We start from the raw sequence: 16,657 nt of genomic DNA, 5'->3' as shown, positions 1-16,657 counted from the left end.
GCCCCACTAACAAGCTCCACGTAGGAGCGAGGATGACAGATCGAGAGCAGTTCGAAGCATGGATGAAAGAGCAAGGCTGCTCAGACGCAAATCTTGAGCGCTGGATTCGGAACACGGACCAATACAGCAGCCAGATCTCGCAAGCGGCGTGGGAAGGCTGGCGAGCGGCCGCCCAGCTATCTGCAAGCAAACCTGCCGAGCAGGAAAGATGGAGGCTGGTGCCGACCGAGTTGACCGAGAAGATGATTCGCGCATGGTTCGACACAGATCCAGCAGAAGTAACAATGGGCGACAGCAAAGACCACTTCCAGCCGCGATACGCCGCCATGCTCGCCGCATCCCCTGCCGCGCCATCGGATGCGCAGCACTTTACGCAGCAGGCGCGCGATGCTGCGGCGAGGCTTGCGCAAATTCAAAGTGACGTGCCGTCGGATGCGCAGGACGAGCGCGGGGCGTTGACGAAGCAGCGTATTGCCGAAATCGTCGCCGAATTCTACGAGGCTGGCGACGGCGACACGGAGCACGCTTACCTTGACGTGGACGGCCTCACGGAAGCGCTACACCGCGCCGCATTGCCTTCCACCGATGCAGCAGCGCAGGGGCAATCGATGCCTACGTTGGGGGATATTGAAAGGGGCTGCGTGCAAACTGCAATTGACTCGGTACTCCATAGCCAGCCTCCGGGATGGCCTGTCGTGGTCAACACACTGAAAGACATTCTTGCCGCGCCAGCGCAATCGGGAGAGCCGGTGGCGATAGTCGAGTCATGGACGAACGGTAGCTATCACCGGAACTATCGGCTGAAGTGGCTGAAGGACGTTCCGGAAGGCACGAATCTCTACGCCGCCCATCTCCCTCAATCGGATGGGGAAAGGAAAGATGCGGAGCGGTGGCGTTGGCTCGCGCCTAGGTTCGTTGGTGCTGATTTCGACTGGAACGAGCAGGGTGTAAAGGTCCTGTGCTTTGAGATCGACCGGGAATTTCGCGTGAGCAGGGACGTTGGAGCTTCTATCGACGCCACTCTGGCTAAACAACAGGCGCAGGAAGGAGCGCCAACGTGAAGCGGGCGTGGGATCCGGTAAAGCTGCGAGTCGACGGTTGGAGCACGGACGCGCCGCACAATGGCGATGAGATCGTGACGACGACCGGGCGCCGGTACCGGATTCTTGACATCCACACGCGTGATGGTCGGATCCGTCAACTCCACTGCATCGTGTTGCCGGCCGATGCCCCGCTGCTGGGGCGTCAGTTCAATTGGTTCTGGACGCCTCGCACCAAGAAATCGGTGTCGCTATGACGCTCGTCGAGCTGCACGAGTGGCACTTGAAGCAGGCAGTCCGCTTCCGAAGCCTGTCACAGGATGAGCAGTCGAACCTGCCGGCGTCGTACAAGCAGTCGCATCGGCGTAGGCTAGGTAAGACGGCCGATTTTCACTCTGCCGCCGCGGCGGTCATCCACAGCTTACTTACCGTCAAGGCACCTGACCAGATATGAGCGCCATCATCAGCCCCTGCGGGACCTTTCGCTACAGATTGGAGCGCGAGCTGGCACTCTATGGCATCGTCGTTGCGTTCTTCGGCGTGAACCCAGCTCTAGCCGAGGCGACCGTATCCGACCAGACGGACATGAAATGGCGTGGATTCGGAAAGCTGATCGGCGCACGCAAGTACATTGCCGGCAATCCGTTCGCGTACCGCTCGCAGGACGTCAAAGCACTCGCGCGGGCCGCCGATCCGATTGGCCCGGAGAACGACGCGCACCTTGCGCAGATCATCGCCGATGCGGATATCTTGGTCCCTTGCTGGGGCCCGCGAACGAAGGTGCCGCGAGCGTTGCGTCACCGGTATGACGAACTGGAAGACATGCTGTTCGCCAGCGGAAAGCCGGTGATGGTCTTCGGCCTGTCGAAGTGCGGTGCGCCGCTGCATCCGTTGATGCTGTCCTACAACACACCTCTCATTCCATGGACGCGATCATGAGCGATACACCCAAGCGCGCTATCCAGTTTCGGGTAGACATCCAGGCGGACGACCTGAGCGCCTTAGCATCAGCGCTTTTCAATCTCTCCAATCGCGTTGCGGCCAACGATCTATCGACCCACTCGGTCAGCGGCGGCTACGACTCGGGCTATGAGCATTGGATGACCGTGTCAGACGGCCCGACGCACGCTCAATACGTCGAGCAATTGAATGCGTGGCTGGCGGCTCGGCGACAAGAGCCAGGCTCCCAGCCACAGGATTGATTTTCGATCACGTATCGAACATAGATTCTAAGACGGGTTTATGTGCAATCAATAGGCGTATCTGCACTCGACCGGTGAGCCTTTTCGGGATGTCTTAAAAACCACCGTTTGCGTGACATCTGCGTGAGCATAAGTAGTCACAGCAGTCCAAAGCCCCCGTGTGTCGGGCGGCCCGCGATCGACACACGGGGGCCTTCCTCGAAAGCTGTCATTCCAACAAGCCGAATTGGAAATGTGATGCGGCCACCGATAGTCGGTCTGCTCAAGAGCGTGTGTGGTTTCCGAGTACTGAAGCGATCGATTTGCCGGCGAGTCGTTCGCTGTGCGCTACGGCAAAGCAAGTACTGATATGCTTGGCAACTTACACGAGCGCGCTCCGAGCGGGCTAGTGGCTCAACATAAAGTTCTGCCGCACGGGGGGGACGGAAATCAGCGATGAGCACGGCATTGAACGACGACCCGCTACACACTGCTATACCGCTAAGCCACTTGTTGTTGCCGCCGGAGCCGCCGACGCTTGCTCCAGGCATCGTGCACAGCAATTTCAGCGTTCAAGGCGACGCCCGTCAAAGCTTTCTGGCCTGGCAGGAGCGTATGAGTCCTGTCTACGACATACAACCTTCCTCAAAGCAAGCTGAGGATACGTTCGATGCATCGCTGTCCCGTTACACGATCGACAATCTGAGCTTTTTCGACTTCCGCACCGGGCCGAACCTGGCCGTGCGGTCGTTGGGTCGGGTTTCGACGGAAAGCATTCGCGACGTCAGCTTTAGCGTGTTCCTTGAAGGGCCACCGGGGCAGTTCCTCGGCAGCAAGCCACGGTCCGACGCGCCGCACATACCGCAAGTGCCAAGTATCCTCGCGCTGGACATGGATCAGCCGTGCACAATCCGGAGTTTTCATGGTCGGATACTGCTCCTTTTTGTGCCGCGCGCCTTGGTGGAGAAGTCGTTCCCTGATGCCGCCTCGTTGCATGGCCGCTGGATTCACGCCACCACCCCTTTGACGCGCATACTGATTGAGCATCTGGTGGCGCTAAAGCGACAAATCGTCGGACTGAGCAAGGAGGAAGCGCATCAGTCCTTTCTCACTGCGGTAGAGCTGCTCGCCGCGGCTTTCAGCCGTCAAGCGGGTCTTTCCGGCAACGGTCGCGCAGCGGTCCGTGCTGCGGTCTATGGACAGGTGCGGCGGCATGTCGAGACCAATCTGCACGATCCGGAATTGTCGCCTGACAGCGTGTTGGCATCGCTGCATCTCTCGCGCGCCAGCGTGTATCGCATATTTGAGCATGAGGGTGGCTTGGCCGCTTATATCCGCAACCGCAGGCTGCGAATGGCGGCCGATGAGCTGGTGCGCTTTCCGCATCTGGAGGTACAGGACATTGCCTCGGGGTTGGGTTTCAATGATGCGTCGAGCTTTACGCGCGCATTCCGTCGTGCCTTCGACATCGTGCCACGGGAATTGCATGAGTACGCGCCGTTGCTCCAGCGCGAACATGCAAGACGGGAGCGCTTCACATAAACGGGCAATGTTGAACAGGTTGGATCGTTAGCTGCGGTCGGGGGCGCGAAATCACAGGGCCGTCTCAGTTCGACAGAAGGCCTCGCCAGCGCAGAGGCGCCTGCTGATTGAACGATCTACGCAACCTTGCCGAGTGACCGAACCGGGCCCGCCGAGACCGATAAAAAAATTTCTGAGAGTCTAGCCATATATGCATATAATAACCACAACGTGGGCGCTCGAGTGAGCCCGTCAACCTCCGAGTCAAGCGGGGCCGGTCGGGGCTAAGCGACCGGGACATTCTGCCCATGCTTTGGACGTGGACTTGACGATCCAGAGAAGCGCAGTCGCCAGTTCGCAAGCAGGGTAGTCCGCGAATAAGTCGCATGGCGAAAGAGGTGCTGCGCTTTCGGGTGCGGCGCTTCGCTAATGGCCTATTCGGCAGAGAGGCGATCAGCGAAGCGAAAGCGGATGCGTTGCTGTGGATAGCTTCCGCGGTTCTCCGTGAAACGACGCACGAAATCCCGGTTAGGCGTCGGCCCGCAAGGGTGCGGAACGGGCGTGCAGCGAAGTAGCTTCGGTAATCAACCTTGGAGAGTTCATGCACTTAACCAAACAGCAGCGCCGGGATCTCGCTTGCGCGACCCCGGGAACGTTGGACGCAACGATTGAGCAGATCAAGGAACAGAACCCGCGCGCGTTCCACATCGATGAGACGCTCGGTACGCGGGTGTTTTTCGATCAGCCTGTGCGCAATGAGCCCTGCAAGGGGTTTATCCGGTTCGCGGTGAAACCAGCTCTTGTGGGTTAGCGAATGGCAGCCGCGATTCTTGCGGTGCTCATCGTCGGCCTTCAACTCAGTTTTGAATTACCTGTCGCACGCTCTCGACCGTCAGCCAACGGCGAGCACGACTCACAAGCGACAACAGCGGATGCGCCGCTCGACTATGGCTGAGGTGTGGGGTTTCCGGGCGTGGCTGCGCCCAGGTGGTCCCCGGTAACAAAACTGCCAAAGATACACGGCTAGCCCGCGCAACGGGCCGGCTAACGACTGGTTTCCGATCTCCGATCTGTGCCCAGTCCTGAGCCGTTCCCCTGTGCAGTTCCAAACTGGAGTTGATTATGAAAAAGCTGTTCCTTGCGTGCTTTGCGCACGCTCCGATGTTCTCGATCGTTGAAGGCGATACGGCTGGCGCTGCATCGGATGCGCCCGTCGATCCGGCGCCGGCGGGTAGTACGGATCTGGTTGGTCAGGTCGAGCAGGCGGCAGACGCAGTTGCGACGGCAACCACCGACACGGCGATCGCAGTCGCGGCAGCAACTACCGCAGCGGACGACGTCGAGCAGGCGGGTGCAGCCGTCGCCAACGATGGCGCGCAAGCCGAGCAGACGGTGTCGCAGTGGATCAGTTCCGAGCTCGCGACCATCGTCGCCGACGTCGAGGCTGGCCTTCACAACGGCGTTGACGCGATCAAGTCGCTGATCTCCAAGCTGTAACGGAATAACCCACGCCGAAGCAGTAGCGCCTGGGGCAGCAGATGTTGTGCGTAAGACCCCTGGCAGGCTCCGCCAAGGCTGTTCCCACTGGAGTAGAGCATGTCATTCGTTTGATTTCGCTGTGGCTACCAAGGCCGAAGCCAAGGAGCGAGTTGCAACTGAACTCGACGCCGTGGTCAAGGTACAGCCGGTGCACGCGCAGGACCGAAGGGCAGCGCTCGCGGCCGCCCACGCGTTTATCGACCTGCTGGCGGACGACGACACGAAGGACATTCGCGTCAACGTGCATGGCTCAGTTAGCTGGAACCACAACCCGGACGATCCGTATGGCGAGAAGTCGCCGCCGCTCACGAACACGTCGGTCGGCGTCAGCGCGTGGCACATCCCGAAAGCGGCCGCGTAGCAAGAACACCTCGTAGAGCGATAAAACGGCCGCACAGATAGGGCGGCGCACGATCCCCGTAACGTGTCCGCTGGTCCCGGCGTAATGGGCACCTTCACGCATGGCGATCAAACGCGCGGCAGCGACTCGTAACGGGCCTAAATGCCAGCACACCGAATCGAGCCGGTCGCCATGACGTGAAGGTGAAGTTGATGTGGTCCGTAGCCGCGGCGGCCCTTAGGGGATAGCGCGGATGGTGATTAGCGGGTAGTACGCCAGTCATGAATAACCACCGCAGCACAGCACGGTGCCTCCAATGCCGGGGCTGTTCGATGGAAGCGCGAGACCGGTGCAATAGGGCCCGACAGGGACAGGGTGCCGGCGCGCGGAGATCGTTAGCCGAGTGACTCCCGTAAGGAGTTGCCTTCGGGCTTACGCGAAACACCAACTAGGGAGCATTGAATGTCAATTGAAGACAGGGTACGCAAGGTCATTGCCGACCAATTCAGCGTGGACGTCGAACAGGTCAAGAATGACGCTTCGCTGAAAGCGGAATTCGAAGCCGATTCGCTGGACAACGTCGAGATCACGATGGCGATCGAGGACGAGTTCGGTATCGAAATTCCGGACGATGTCGCAGCGAACATGGATACGGTCCAGGCGTTCAGCGACCATGTGCGTTCGAGCGGGGTGGTGGCATGAAAAGCGCTATCGACATGCAGTCCGTCACCTCGTCGCAGCTCGACAGCGTCGGCCACGATGCTGAAACGAACAAGCTCGCGATCCGATTCAAGGGAAAGGGCGCCGCGCGCGGCTCGCTCTACCACTACAGCAATGTGAGCGCGAGCGACTTCGATGCTCTGGTGAGCGCAGAGTCGGTCGGGTCGCACTTCAAGCAGCACATCAAGGCGGACCCGGAAAAGTACCCTTACGAGCTGATCAACGAAAACGAGCCGCCCGCGACGCTCGGCTGACGGGCTCCCGTTTTATCTCACCTTTGAATGTACGAGGAGTTGTCGACCGTGTTTTGCATGTTTCCATGGCTGATATGGCCCGCTTACCTCAAAATGGTGGCGGGCTTACTGCATGGAAACGTGATGATATACAGGCCTGTGGGGTCGTTCGATAGCTGGCTGATTGAATGCGCCGAGGTAACGGTGTCAAGCGATTTATGCCCCGATTTCTATGCTTGGGATGACGCGAACATTGAAGGATGGCATTCACTCTACGCCGCAGGCCTGTCGCCGGCCGACGCCGTGCAGCGAATTCTTGGGGTATTGCACTGATGAAGATCGCCCACTACGACCGGAACACGCGGGGCCGCGATTATGTGGTCGGCGACATCCACGGCGTCTTTTCGCGACTGCGCGCGCATCTGGACTATCTTGGGTTCGACCCGGCGCGCGACAGGCTGTTTTCGGTCGGCGATCTAATCGACCGTGGGCCAGAATCGGAACAGGTGCTCGATTGGCTGGCCCAGCCATGGTTTCACGCCATCAAGGGAAATCACGAAGAAGCTGTGATGTGCTTCGCGCGCGGCTCGCTGCGCAGCGATGTGTATCTGTCGTTCGGTGGGGCCTGGCTGATCGGCAAGCCGCAGGCGGAGCGCATGTTGTTTGCAGATGCGTTTTCAGTCCTTCCTGTCGCGATGGAAGTCGAGACTGCTAACGGGCTGATCGGGATAGTGCACGCCGATTGTCCGGTGCCTGACTGGTCGATGCTCAGTGTCGCGCTCACGGATCACAACGCCGAAGCGTTCGCAACCGCGTGCATGTGGAGCCGGACGAGGTTTGACGATCAGTTCGGCGAGAACGTGGAGGGCGTGCGCGCTGTCGTCGTCGGCCACACACCAGTGGAACGCTGGACGAGCCTCGGGAACGTCCTCTACATCGATACCGGTGCAGTCTTTGCGGGTCGGGAATTCACGATACTCGACCTCGAGACGCTACGGCCTGTGAAACTCGCTCCGAAATTGCTTGATTGGTCATAGCGAGAAAACGCCCACGGTTGCCAACCGTTGCCCACTTGAAAATGGGCCATGGCACAGAAGATCCAAATCACCGGGCAGGACGTTCAGGACATGGTCACCCATAACCTGGGCACGCGGCCGTGCGGCTATCTCGGATCGGACTACGGCGCCGACCTTCAGTCTCTCCTGCAGCAGCCGTTTGCGACCGGCGCGTCGAATGCGTTCATCACCAAGATGAAAACGGATGTGCCGGTGCTGACAATGCTTCCGGCCAATGCGGTCAGCCTGGGCTTTATCGATAGCCCGCCTGACCGGCGCACGCTTGTGGTCGACGTGGCCGGCAAATCCATCACGACCACAGGTAACTGACCGTGTACACCAAAGCCGACTTCCAGCAAGCGATTGTTGATTCGATCGCGAACTATCCGACGCTGGCCGCGCTGTATCAGGCCGGCGACCCGCGCATCCTGCAACCTCAACTCGCCATCGCGACGATGCTAGGGATGATCTCCCAGCAACTTGAGATCGCGATGACTGAGCCTTTCCTTAAGGTTCGCGACGCGACGGTTCTGGCGGACGCATCCGTGAAGGGCATCGTCCCAATGGCGACGCCGACGCAGTTGCAGATTTCGCTAACGAACGCGAGCTCGGCGCCGTACGCGCTGGTGGCCGGGCGCAACCTCTACGACTCGAGCGGACTGATCTATGTCGTCACAACGCCAGTAACGGTGCCGGCCGGCGAGACGGGCACGGCCACGCTCACGCAGATGCAGACCGTCCAGCAATCGTTCACCGTTTCGAATTCGGCACCGTTCTACCAGATCCCGATCGTCGTGCCGGATGCGGGCATGCTGCTCGCCGGTATCGCTGTGGCCGACGCGCTGGGTAACGAGTTCACGTATCACCCGGACTTCGTCAACGTCAACGCGGGCGATCTGGTGTACACGGTGGAGGCCGACGAGTACCAGAACGTCTATGTGCGCTTCGGCTATCAGGATGTCGTCGGCTATCAGCCTGCAAACGGCGATGTGATCAACATCACGTTGACCGAAACCAATGGGGCAGTCTCGCCGGCGGCCGGCAGTCCGTTCGCGCTGCAGTACGCATACACCCCGCAGGACTCGCAAGTCACGTTCGCGCTCAGTTCGATCACGGTTCCCGGTCAGGATCCGATGGACGTGGCGACTCTGCGCGAACTGTGCAAGTACCCCAGCATCTACGATGCGAATGCAGTCTATCTCGGCGAATTCGACTTTCTCGTGCGGCGCAATTTCCCGTCCCTCCAGTTCCTGTCGATTTGGAACGAACAGGTCGAAGAGTCGGTACGCGGCGCGAACATCAACAATATCAACCGCCTCTTCGTTTCGTTTTCACCGGCGGCGGGGGCGAATAGCGCTGCTGTACAGGTAGCGATTCAGGCGCTCATATTGGGCGCAGATGATTCGTACTCGCTCGATTTCATCGCGCCAAATCAGCAGAACATCGGCATGGTCGTCACCGCGACGATCCCGCGGGTCTACGACCCGGTGGCCGTGAAGGCGCAGATTGATGCCAAGCTGCTCGCGCAATACGGAATCAACACGAAATTCTCCTCGCGCGGATTTCCGCAGTTGCGCAACAAGGATGTGTTCGCGCTGCTGCAGGCGCAGGTTCCGGCGCTCGCTGACCCGAACAGCGACTTTTCCGTAGCAGTATCGCTCCCGAGCGGCACGCTGCTCCCGGAAATGTGGCAATACGTACAAGCCAGTAGCCTGACGGTGAACGTGTCGCTCGCGAACTATACCAACGGACAGTGGGGCGTCTAGTGACTGTCCAGACGCCGCCAACGCTCGGGCCGATCGTCAACAGCGCGAGCGCGAACGAGTTCGAAGCTGAACTGAAGCAAATGTTCATCGACCTGTTCTCGAACTACCTTCGTTCGAGAGAGCGCGATCTGAATGTCTATGGGGTCGCGCAGCTGGGCTCGCTCGATCTGCTGCAACAGAGCGTCACGCGCGATGGTCTTGCGGCATTCCCAAACGATATCAATGCGCTTGGGTATCTCTATCGCGCGTGGCATGCGCGCAACCCGAAGCGCGGCATGGCGTTTCTGAAAACGTACCTGCAACTGATGTGGCCAAACGGATGGACGGTGCAGCAGATGTGGCAGGACAAGAGTAAGCCGTATCCCACGGCCTTGGTCGCGGTCGATGCCATTTCTGGCAATCCGCACGATAACTATTTTCTGACGAGCCGCATCGTCGTGTCGGTAGACGACGCTAACGAAACTGGTGTCAACGTGGAGCGCGTGTCGCCCGCGATCCGGTCTGTCCTGGCTGCTCGATTCCTGCTCGAGATCCAGACGCTTCGCCGCTTCGCCGACACCGGGGCAAACGCGATCGGAGTCGGCTCTGCATGCTACATCGAGCAACTGGCCTCGTTCACCGGCACCGCGGTTCCGGCCGGCACGATGATCACGCTGGCCGGCGATCTCATGAACACATTCGCTGGCGACACGATGACGGTGATGGGTTCCTAGCAAAGGTGGAAATTCGTAAGCGCCGCTCGACTCTTGCGATGCGACCATTTCGTCATTCTAGGTCACGGGCACCGACATGAGCGACGCGCTCAATTCAGCGGTTGATCAGTTCAACGCCGACGTCGCATTGGCGAATCAGATCGTCAACGGTAACGCGAGCACCGTCGTTGAGACAACTGGCGGACCGGTCAACTCATTCGCGAAGCTGCAGGCGGATTTCATTGCTGTTATGAATGCGCTCGGCAGCAGCTTTTTGCCGTCGGTACAAGACGCGGCAGCTCAGGCCGCAGCGAGCGCGGCCGCGGCGGCTTCGATGACGCCTGCTGTGCCGTTTTACATCGCCCAAGGCTCCATCGTTACAGTCCCTGAGGACTTTCAGGCGATGGCGGCGCTCCCTATAAATATTGATGGCGTCCTGATGGTGGATGGCGTCCTGATCGAGGCGTGACATGAGTATCGGTTTTCGAAAGGTCGATCCATCAACGATTCCGAATGCCCCGGCGGGGCGTGTGATCTTTTTCGTGGACCTGTCCGGTAAGCCGCAGTACAAGGACGAGAACGGAAACATCACCACGTTCACTGGGCCGGCTGGCCAGAACGGCGCGCCCGGTCAAGGATTCAACTGGCGCGGAGCATGGTCCGCCGCGGCGGCGTACAGCGCGTACGACATGGTGTCGAACAACGGAGCTTCGTGGGTAGCGTTGGCTGGCAACACGAACTCCGCGCCGGCGGCCGGCAACGCTAACTGGAGTCTTTCCGCGGCGCAGGGCGCGACGGGGCCGACAGGCGCAGGGTTCAACCCGCGCGGCACGTATTCGAACTCGAACGGCTATGCCCCGATGGACGTCGCCCTATATGGCGGATCGTCCTGGGTCGCGCTCGTTCCGATTGCCGCAGGCGTTGGTATCGCCCCCGGCAGTGACTCAACCAAATGGCAACTGTTCGCGCAGGTCGGCAACCAGGGTCAGCAAGGCCCTTCGGGTGTCAACAATTTTCCGACCTACGCGGCAGCTATCGCGGCCGAGGCGACCATCGGGCAGGGGACGTTCGTCTTCGTGTTGGCTGACGAGTCGATCGACGGCGGACCGTCGACCTACTTCTGGGATGGCACGAACCTCAATTACGTTGTGATGAGCTGATGCCATGACAAAAGTTTGGGACCAGTTCGCCCCGCCTAACTATCCGGTCGCGGACACGGACGTCATTGTTGGCTTCCAGACGATCAATGGCGTAAAGACCGAGGTCAAGTACGCCCGCAGTGATGTCTCTGGCTTCCACACGTTCCCGACATATGCCGCGGCGTCTGCGGCAACGATCCCGCAGCCGGGCTTTGTGTTCGTGCAAGCCGATGAATCGATAGATGGTGGCCCGTCGACGTACTTCTGGAACGGCGCGACCCTTGAATACGTAGTGATGAGCTAAATGGAGCAATAGATGCCACTTCGCAAAATCCCCGTCCAGGTCCTGAATGTTCAGGTTACAGGGACGTTGCAGGTAGTCAGTGATCCGACCACTGGCGCTGTCGTGATTCCCACCGACTCGCTTGGGTCGGTGGGAATTTCACTGAAGAACGGAAGCACTGCGCCGTCCGGCGCGAATGTCGTGTTCGAGGGAACTGTGGACGGCGCGTCGTGGGACGCATTGAAGGCTTTCCCGAAGATCATTGGCGCGGCCGGCGTAACGAGTGCGACAGCCGCCGGTGACTTCGGGGTTGACTGTGCCGAATTCGCTCAGATTCGTGTGCGCCTGACCGCGATTACCGCTGGGTCGTTTGCCGTCAAGCTGAACGGCACCGCAGCTGTCTCCCGTATGGGCGTCAAGAACTCGAATGCGGTTGATCTGCAAGCGACGGCCACCCTCGCTTACCAAAACGGAGCGGGCGCAACGGTTCTTGTATCGCCGACCAATCCTTTGCCTGTTTCCGGTGGCGGGGGTGGTGGCTCATCGATCTCCGATGTGCTGCTAACTGATGCCACCGGCACGCTGTACATCGCTCGGGACAATGGGACGACGCTCACATACGTGAATGTGGCTACTGGTGCGGCCTACACGCCGACGGCACCCATTCAGGTGGCCGATACGCTTGCAGATGCCCCCCTCGCATCCATCACTGACAACACAAGCACGGCGGGCTACGTGTACTTCTGCGAGGCCCTGCCGGGGACGCTCACCAGCGCAGCAGCATGGCGCATCAGTCGAATGGCCACGGCGACTGCCCAAGTGCAATGGGCGAACGGCAACGCAAGTTTCTCAAACGTCGCGGCTAACCGCGCGGCCCTTGCATATTCCTAAAGGCCACCACTATGAGCATTGCAAAATTCTGGAAAGACGCCATTCGGTGGCGGGTCGCAGGGGGGCATGCATCAGAGCATGCGGCTATGGGGCTCGGCGTTCCGTTTGTCGACGTCTCTTCGTTCCTGACGCCAAACTCTGCCGGCGCGGCAGCAGCGAATGCAGCCATAGTCCAGGCGGCAATCATCGCTGCGCAGTCTTCCGCGCCCAACACCGTCGCCATCACGATGCCGGGCATCTACTACCTGAATCAGGTAGTGATGCACTCGTACACCAGCCTGTACATCGGCACAGGTGTGACGATCCGCAAGCCGGCGAATACCATTGCGTCAATGTTCATCAACTACGGCGCGTTGCAAGCTACGCCGGTGACGGATACGGACATCTCGATCTATGGCCCTGGAACGATTGATGGCAATGCTTCCAATCAGACAGGATTGACTGGCGTGTCAAATGGCGGCGCTGCGAGTAATACGTTCCTGTACGGAATTCAGGGCGAGATCGCGATGATCGGCGTGAATAACTTTACGTGCGAAGTCCGCTATCCGTACAACTGTAACGGATTTTTCGTGCAGTGGATTGGTCAGAATGGTCGGTTCGCGAACATGTATCCGAATACGGCACGTGACTTTATCCACATCAACGGTCCATCCAGCCACATCGTGGTTGACAACTGCGCTGGCTATTCATCGGATGCGTTCATCGCCTTGAATGCGTACGACTGGCACCGCAGTGGTCCGACCGTTGGTGATATTAGTGACATTCGGGTCACGCGCAGCGCGTACTACGGATCGAACGGCCTGAGCGGGGCAAATAGAACGTCAGGGATGTTGATCTGTTTGCCAGGCACACGTACCACCGGCTATGGTCAAGGCACTGGCAACGTCAAGAACGTGACGGTCGACGGTTTTACTGTCGACATGACGCGTGGTTCGGTCACGCCGGCGTCTGATGCATTCTTCTTCCAGCAAACACTTGACACGTTGCAAGGTTCGGAATATTCCGGCGCTGGTAGCATCTTCAATGTCGTGATTCGTAATGGGTATGTCGCCGTACCGAATTCGAACTGCTCCTTGGCTAACCTGGTTAGTTCTGGGTTGACGGCGGATGGACAGTGTACAACGACGTTGCGGGATGTCTGGTTCGAAAATGTACACGCGGATGCATCAGTTGGCACAACTGGCAGCAATATCATCAAGGCCAATTCGATCTACAACTACTGGTACGTCGAGAATCTCGGCTTCAGGAATTGTCAGTGGACGCCGGTTAGTGGATCTGGTGCCCAGTCGTTCCTTAACTGGTCCACCAAGACGCCGGCTGACAGCATTGTGTTTGACGGCTTGATGATAAATTCGAATACGGCTACCAGCACGCTCCAGGTGATGTTGGTGAATCAGTATTCGGCTGGCGTTGCCTCGGTCATTAATGACCTGACGATGGACCGGATTAAGACTGCACCGGGCTATCAGTACGCCAGCCCGTGGTTGTATGTGGTCGGGGTGATCAACAACTTCCGTTCGCGCGGGAACTACATCGTCGGTTCGGGTACAGGTTCGGATGACCAAGGTATTTGGTTGAATGGCACGACCGCCCAGATTGTGAATGGCGTTGTTTCAGACGGCTACTTCAATGGCGTCAAAGAGCTGGTGATGGTGAGTTCGGCAGTGGCTTCTGCTATCAATCTGATCGTCAACAATTGCGTGCTCAACAACGTGACGCACCCCGTGTACCTCAATGCGGGCGTCACGGCGGATGTTTCGTTCAGGGGGTGCTCGATTAACACGGCTTCAAACCTTGCTCGGCTTGGTAATGCGAGTGGGACGCTGAAGTTGTCGTTTGCCGACACGCAATCGAGCGGTGCGGGCGCGGCGATTATCACTGCCGTTGCTGCTGGAGCAGTGCAGGTGCGTAACTCAGATCGCATTCAGTTGCCAGCGGGCTTGACTGCCACGAATCCGCCTACGCCGCAAAACAATGATGTGGTGAACTTTGCGGCCACGCCGAGCTATACCGGCTCGAACGTGGTAAGCGGAACTGGTGCCGGTTTGTATGTCTATCGAGGTACCGGCACTGTCGGCTGGCTGAAGCTCAACTAACCCTCCGCTCCAACCACACAACCGCCTTCGGGCGGTTTTTTCGTTGTCAACGCCGAAAGCCGGGTCAGCGATAGCCGAGCCGCCGTCAGCTCCTGTTTCAAGTTGCGGATGGCGGGCCCATCGGCGCGCCGCTCCATCGTCCTTCTGCCATACCGAAACGGCCGGCAAGAAAGAGGGTCTGCGCTGTGCGATCTGCAGCCAGCCGAATCCCCAATATCCCACGTGTATGTGAGTGGGCCCAACGACCTGATGACACCGTACGCATATTTTCAAGGATATGCATCCCTTCGAGGGGTGACAATCTAATCCGGGCCATCGACGCACTCACGCCGCAGGAGCGCTGCGGCGCGTTCCAATAGTTACCAGACCGGCCCGATCCATTTATCAGCGTACGCGTGGCCCATCGCCCAGGAGCTATGCTGCTCATTGCCTTTCGGGTAAGGATTGTAGTCCCACCCTGAAAGCCACGAATCGTACCCTTGTTGCCAAGCTCGCTCATCGGATGAACAGTGTTTGGCATTCTGTTGGGCTGTGGGTTCGGTACACAACGACAGAAGGGCCTTCACGCGCTGCAAAAAGCGATCCAAAAAGTTGAGCATAGCTGGGAACTCCATAAGTTTTCTTGAAAGCGTATTGCTACGAAGCCCGTTTTACTCAGCCTGATAGGTCGAATTTCGCCATGATTCTGCAAAGAGGCGCCGGCGCGCATTTCGCTGCCACTAACGACCTGTGTCTAACGGATAGCGATTATCCTCGGCTGAAGATGGTTGCATCAGTCGAACCAATGACGAATTCCGCCAAATCCCGTGGCGTCTCATTAGCAAAGCGTAAGTGGAAGGTGAGCGACTGAGCGACGCATTGTAATCTGAGTGCGTCCGCAAACTATCCCGAGACCGGTTCCTTCTGACCGCGGTCGGCCGTTTCGAGTCGGCCGGCTGCTACTAATTCGTTGGACGGACTCGCACGGCGCAGGAGCTTTTCGCGCGTCCATCGTGATGCCGGTTTTTCTACGAACCTCTGGGTTATCGCGGACGCCTGGTATGCAAAAGCGATCACGAATACCATTCCAGACGTGAACACTATTATTACTGGGACCGAGGACAAGTGCGTCCCCAGCTCCTTCAAGAAAATCCGAAAAATAAAAACGCCGACGAAATGCCAAATGTAGAGGCCGTAGCTTTTCTCCCCCAGCCTTCGAATGAAATTGAATCTGTTCGTGGGCCAGGGGGATGATAGGAGCAGAAGTAATATTGATGCGCCTACGCCTGCCGCGATAAGTGGGGCGACGGCGGTCGCCAAGTTCAATCCGACGCCCGCCGCTAGGAGTGGCGGGTAGAGAAGTGCTATACCCAAACCTGCTGCAATCGCAACTCTCCCGCGCGGTTGCTCATTCATCAATCGGGGCTTCCAGAAGGTCCACAGCGCGACGCCGAGTAAGAAACACGGGAATTGTGTCGGTGGCCAATAGTAAAGGAATGAACTGTGGACCACGGCCCTTTCGCCTGCGATGTGCAAAGCCAACCGATCGGCTCCGTAACAGAGGCAGAGAAGGGTCGTCGCAGTGACCCAAAAGCCCCTTCGAGTCTCACACATAAAAAAGAGGGCTGGCGCCACGACATAGAACGCCATCTCAACGCCGATCGACCAGCCGCCCGGCACGACGCTATTGATGGCCGTCGAAACAAACGCATGCACAAACAACGCGTTTGCCATAATATCCCACGCGCCGTGCACCGAAAGAATGCGGCTATGGACGGTCTTCATCGCAATGAGATCAAGCAGTCCGTACAGAACGATGCCGACGTAGTACAGCGGCACGATCCGGGCGAAGCGTTTTAGATAGAAGCGTTGGATGAGCGAGGTGGTTTCGAGACCTTTGTTCCTGTCATCGGATAGGCTCTTGAAAATCGTGAACGCACTAATCACAAAAAAGAGTTGGACTCCGTATTCGCCGCTTTTTGCGGGCAGCAAGAGCCAAAATGGTAAGTTCGGTATCCAAGGCGAAAGGTGTACTGCAACCACCCCGATTATAGCTATCGCTCTGCCTATATCCAGGGCGACCAGCCGATTGTTCTTGTTCACTTTCTTTCCCCGCTGTGCATACGTCCATTCCGACTCCCGCGCGTACTCAACAGCATCTCAAAGCATGGTCGTGCGAGAT

The 16,657-nt window shown here is 58.6% G+C and carries 20 protein-coding genes; 18 read left to right on the top strand and 2 right to left on the bottom strand.

The features are described from left to right. Positions 1-32 precede the first annotated feature (32 nt). From AC07WT_RS09955 to AC07WT_RS09935, 5 genes are all read left to right on the top strand, one after another. Positions 33-1,061, top strand: a complete 1,029-nt coding sequence (locus tag AC07WT_RS09955) for a hypothetical protein (protein WP_494946954.1) — start codon at positions 33-35, stop codon at positions 1,059-1,061. After that, on the top strand, positions 1,058-1,297 hold the full coding sequence (locus AC07WT_RS09950; protein WP_494946953.1) for a hypothetical protein: 240 nt from the start codon (positions 1,058-1,060) through the stop codon (positions 1,295-1,297). Before AC07WT_RS09955 ends, AC07WT_RS09950 begins: the two co-directional genes overlap by 4 nt. A 193-nt stretch (positions 1,298-1,490) precedes the next feature. Then, a complete protein-coding gene (locus AC07WT_RS09945) occupies positions 1,491-1,979 on the top strand; it encodes a DUF1643 domain-containing protein (RefSeq protein WP_494946952.1) in 489 nt (162 codons plus the stop codon). After that, a complete protein-coding gene (locus AC07WT_RS09940; RefSeq protein WP_494946951.1) occupies positions 1,976-2,242 on the top strand; it encodes a hypothetical protein in 267 nt (88 codons plus the stop codon). The genes AC07WT_RS09945 and AC07WT_RS09940 overlap by 4 nt, the downstream gene beginning before the upstream one ends. A gap of 435 nt (positions 2,243-2,677) precedes the next feature. Beyond that, entirely contained in the window at positions 2,678-3,763 is a 1,086-nt protein-coding gene (locus tag AC07WT_RS09935) for a helix-turn-helix domain-containing protein (RefSeq protein ID WP_494946950.1), read from the top strand. Positions 3,764-4,349: 586 nt separating this feature from the next. Here AC07WT_RS09935 and AC07WT_RS09930 read toward each other — a convergent pair. Next, complete coding sequence (locus AC07WT_RS09930) at positions 4,350-4,598, bottom strand: hypothetical protein (protein WP_494946949.1); 249 nt, start codon at positions 4,596-4,598, stop codon at positions 4,350-4,352. 266 nt (positions 4,599-4,864) lie between these two features. Between AC07WT_RS09930 and AC07WT_RS09925 the strand changes: the two genes are divergently transcribed. The 13 genes from AC07WT_RS09925 (at position 4,865) to AC07WT_RS09865 (ending at position 14,496) form a co-directional block, all read left to right on the top strand. Continuing rightward, positions 4,865-5,239, top strand: coding sequence for a hypothetical protein (locus tag AC07WT_RS09925; RefSeq protein WP_494946948.1), 375 nt, complete (start codon positions 4,865-4,867; stop codon positions 5,237-5,239). 121 nt (positions 5,240-5,360) lie between these two features. Then, positions 5,361-5,642, top strand: a complete 282-nt coding sequence (locus tag AC07WT_RS09920; RefSeq protein ID WP_494946947.1) for a hypothetical protein — start codon at positions 5,361-5,363, stop codon at positions 5,640-5,642. Positions 5,643-6,083: 441 nt separating this feature from the next. Then, on the top strand, positions 6,084-6,323 hold the full coding sequence (gene acpP / locus AC07WT_RS09915; protein ID WP_494946946.1) for an acyl carrier protein: 240 nt from the start codon (positions 6,084-6,086) through the stop codon (positions 6,321-6,323). Next, the gene (locus AC07WT_RS09910) at positions 6,320-6,595 is read left to right on the top strand and encodes a KTSC domain-containing protein (protein ID WP_494946945.1); all 276 of its coding nucleotides are present in this window, start codon (positions 6,320-6,322) and stop codon (positions 6,593-6,595) included. Before acpP ends, AC07WT_RS09910 begins: the two co-directional genes overlap by 4 nt. A 311-nt stretch (positions 6,596-6,906) precedes the next feature. Beyond that, the gene (locus AC07WT_RS09905; RefSeq protein ID WP_494946944.1) at positions 6,907-7,611 is read left to right on the top strand and encodes a metallophosphoesterase; all 705 of its coding nucleotides are present in this window, start codon (positions 6,907-6,909) and stop codon (positions 7,609-7,611) included. Between the two features lie 48 nt (positions 7,612-7,659). Further along, positions 7,660-7,959, top strand: a complete 300-nt coding sequence (locus AC07WT_RS09900) for a hypothetical protein (protein WP_494946943.1) — start codon at positions 7,660-7,662, stop codon at positions 7,957-7,959. A 2-nt stretch (positions 7,960-7,961) separates the two neighbouring features. Next, positions 7,962-9,395, top strand: coding sequence for a baseplate J/gp47 family protein (locus AC07WT_RS09895; protein ID WP_494946942.1), 1,434 nt, complete (start codon positions 7,962-7,964; stop codon positions 9,393-9,395). Beyond that, a complete protein-coding gene (locus AC07WT_RS09890; protein ID WP_494946941.1) occupies positions 9,395-10,108 on the top strand; it encodes a hypothetical protein in 714 nt (237 codons plus the stop codon). Before AC07WT_RS09895 ends, AC07WT_RS09890 begins: the two co-directional genes overlap by 1 nt. A 76-nt stretch (positions 10,109-10,184) precedes the next feature. Beyond that, positions 10,185-10,556 (top strand): hypothetical protein, encoded by a 372-nt coding sequence (locus AC07WT_RS09885; protein WP_494946940.1) that lies wholly within the window; start codon positions 10,185-10,187, stop codon positions 10,554-10,556. Between the two features lies 1 nt (position 10,557). After that, entirely contained in the window at positions 10,558-11,247 is a 690-nt protein-coding gene (locus AC07WT_RS09880) for a hypothetical protein (protein ID WP_494946939.1), read from the top strand. 4 nt (positions 11,248-11,251) lie between these two features. Continuing rightward, a complete protein-coding gene (locus tag AC07WT_RS09875; protein WP_494946938.1) occupies positions 11,252-11,530 on the top strand; it encodes a hypothetical protein in 279 nt (92 codons plus the stop codon). A 12-nt stretch (positions 11,531-11,542) separates the two neighbouring features. Continuing rightward, positions 11,543-12,400, top strand: coding sequence for a hypothetical protein (locus AC07WT_RS09870; RefSeq protein ID WP_494946937.1), 858 nt, complete (start codon positions 11,543-11,545; stop codon positions 12,398-12,400). 11 nt (positions 12,401-12,411) lie between these two features. Next, positions 12,412-14,496: a hypothetical protein gene (locus tag AC07WT_RS09865; protein WP_494946936.1), complete on the top strand. Its 2,085-nt coding sequence runs from the start codon at positions 12,412-12,414 to the stop codon at positions 14,494-14,496. An 882-nt stretch (positions 14,497-15,378) separates the two neighbouring features. Here AC07WT_RS09865 and AC07WT_RS09860 read toward each other — a convergent pair. Further along, entirely contained in the window at positions 15,379-16,578 is a 1,200-nt protein-coding gene (locus tag AC07WT_RS09860) for an acyltransferase family protein (protein WP_494946935.1), read from the bottom strand. Positions 16,579-16,657: the final 79 nt, after the last annotated feature.

This window comes from Paraburkholderia sp. GW821-FHT02A12 (genome assembly GCF_059422005.1).
Note: the sequence above shows the minus strand (reverse complement) of the source record. Positions and strands in the feature narration are given on the sequence as shown.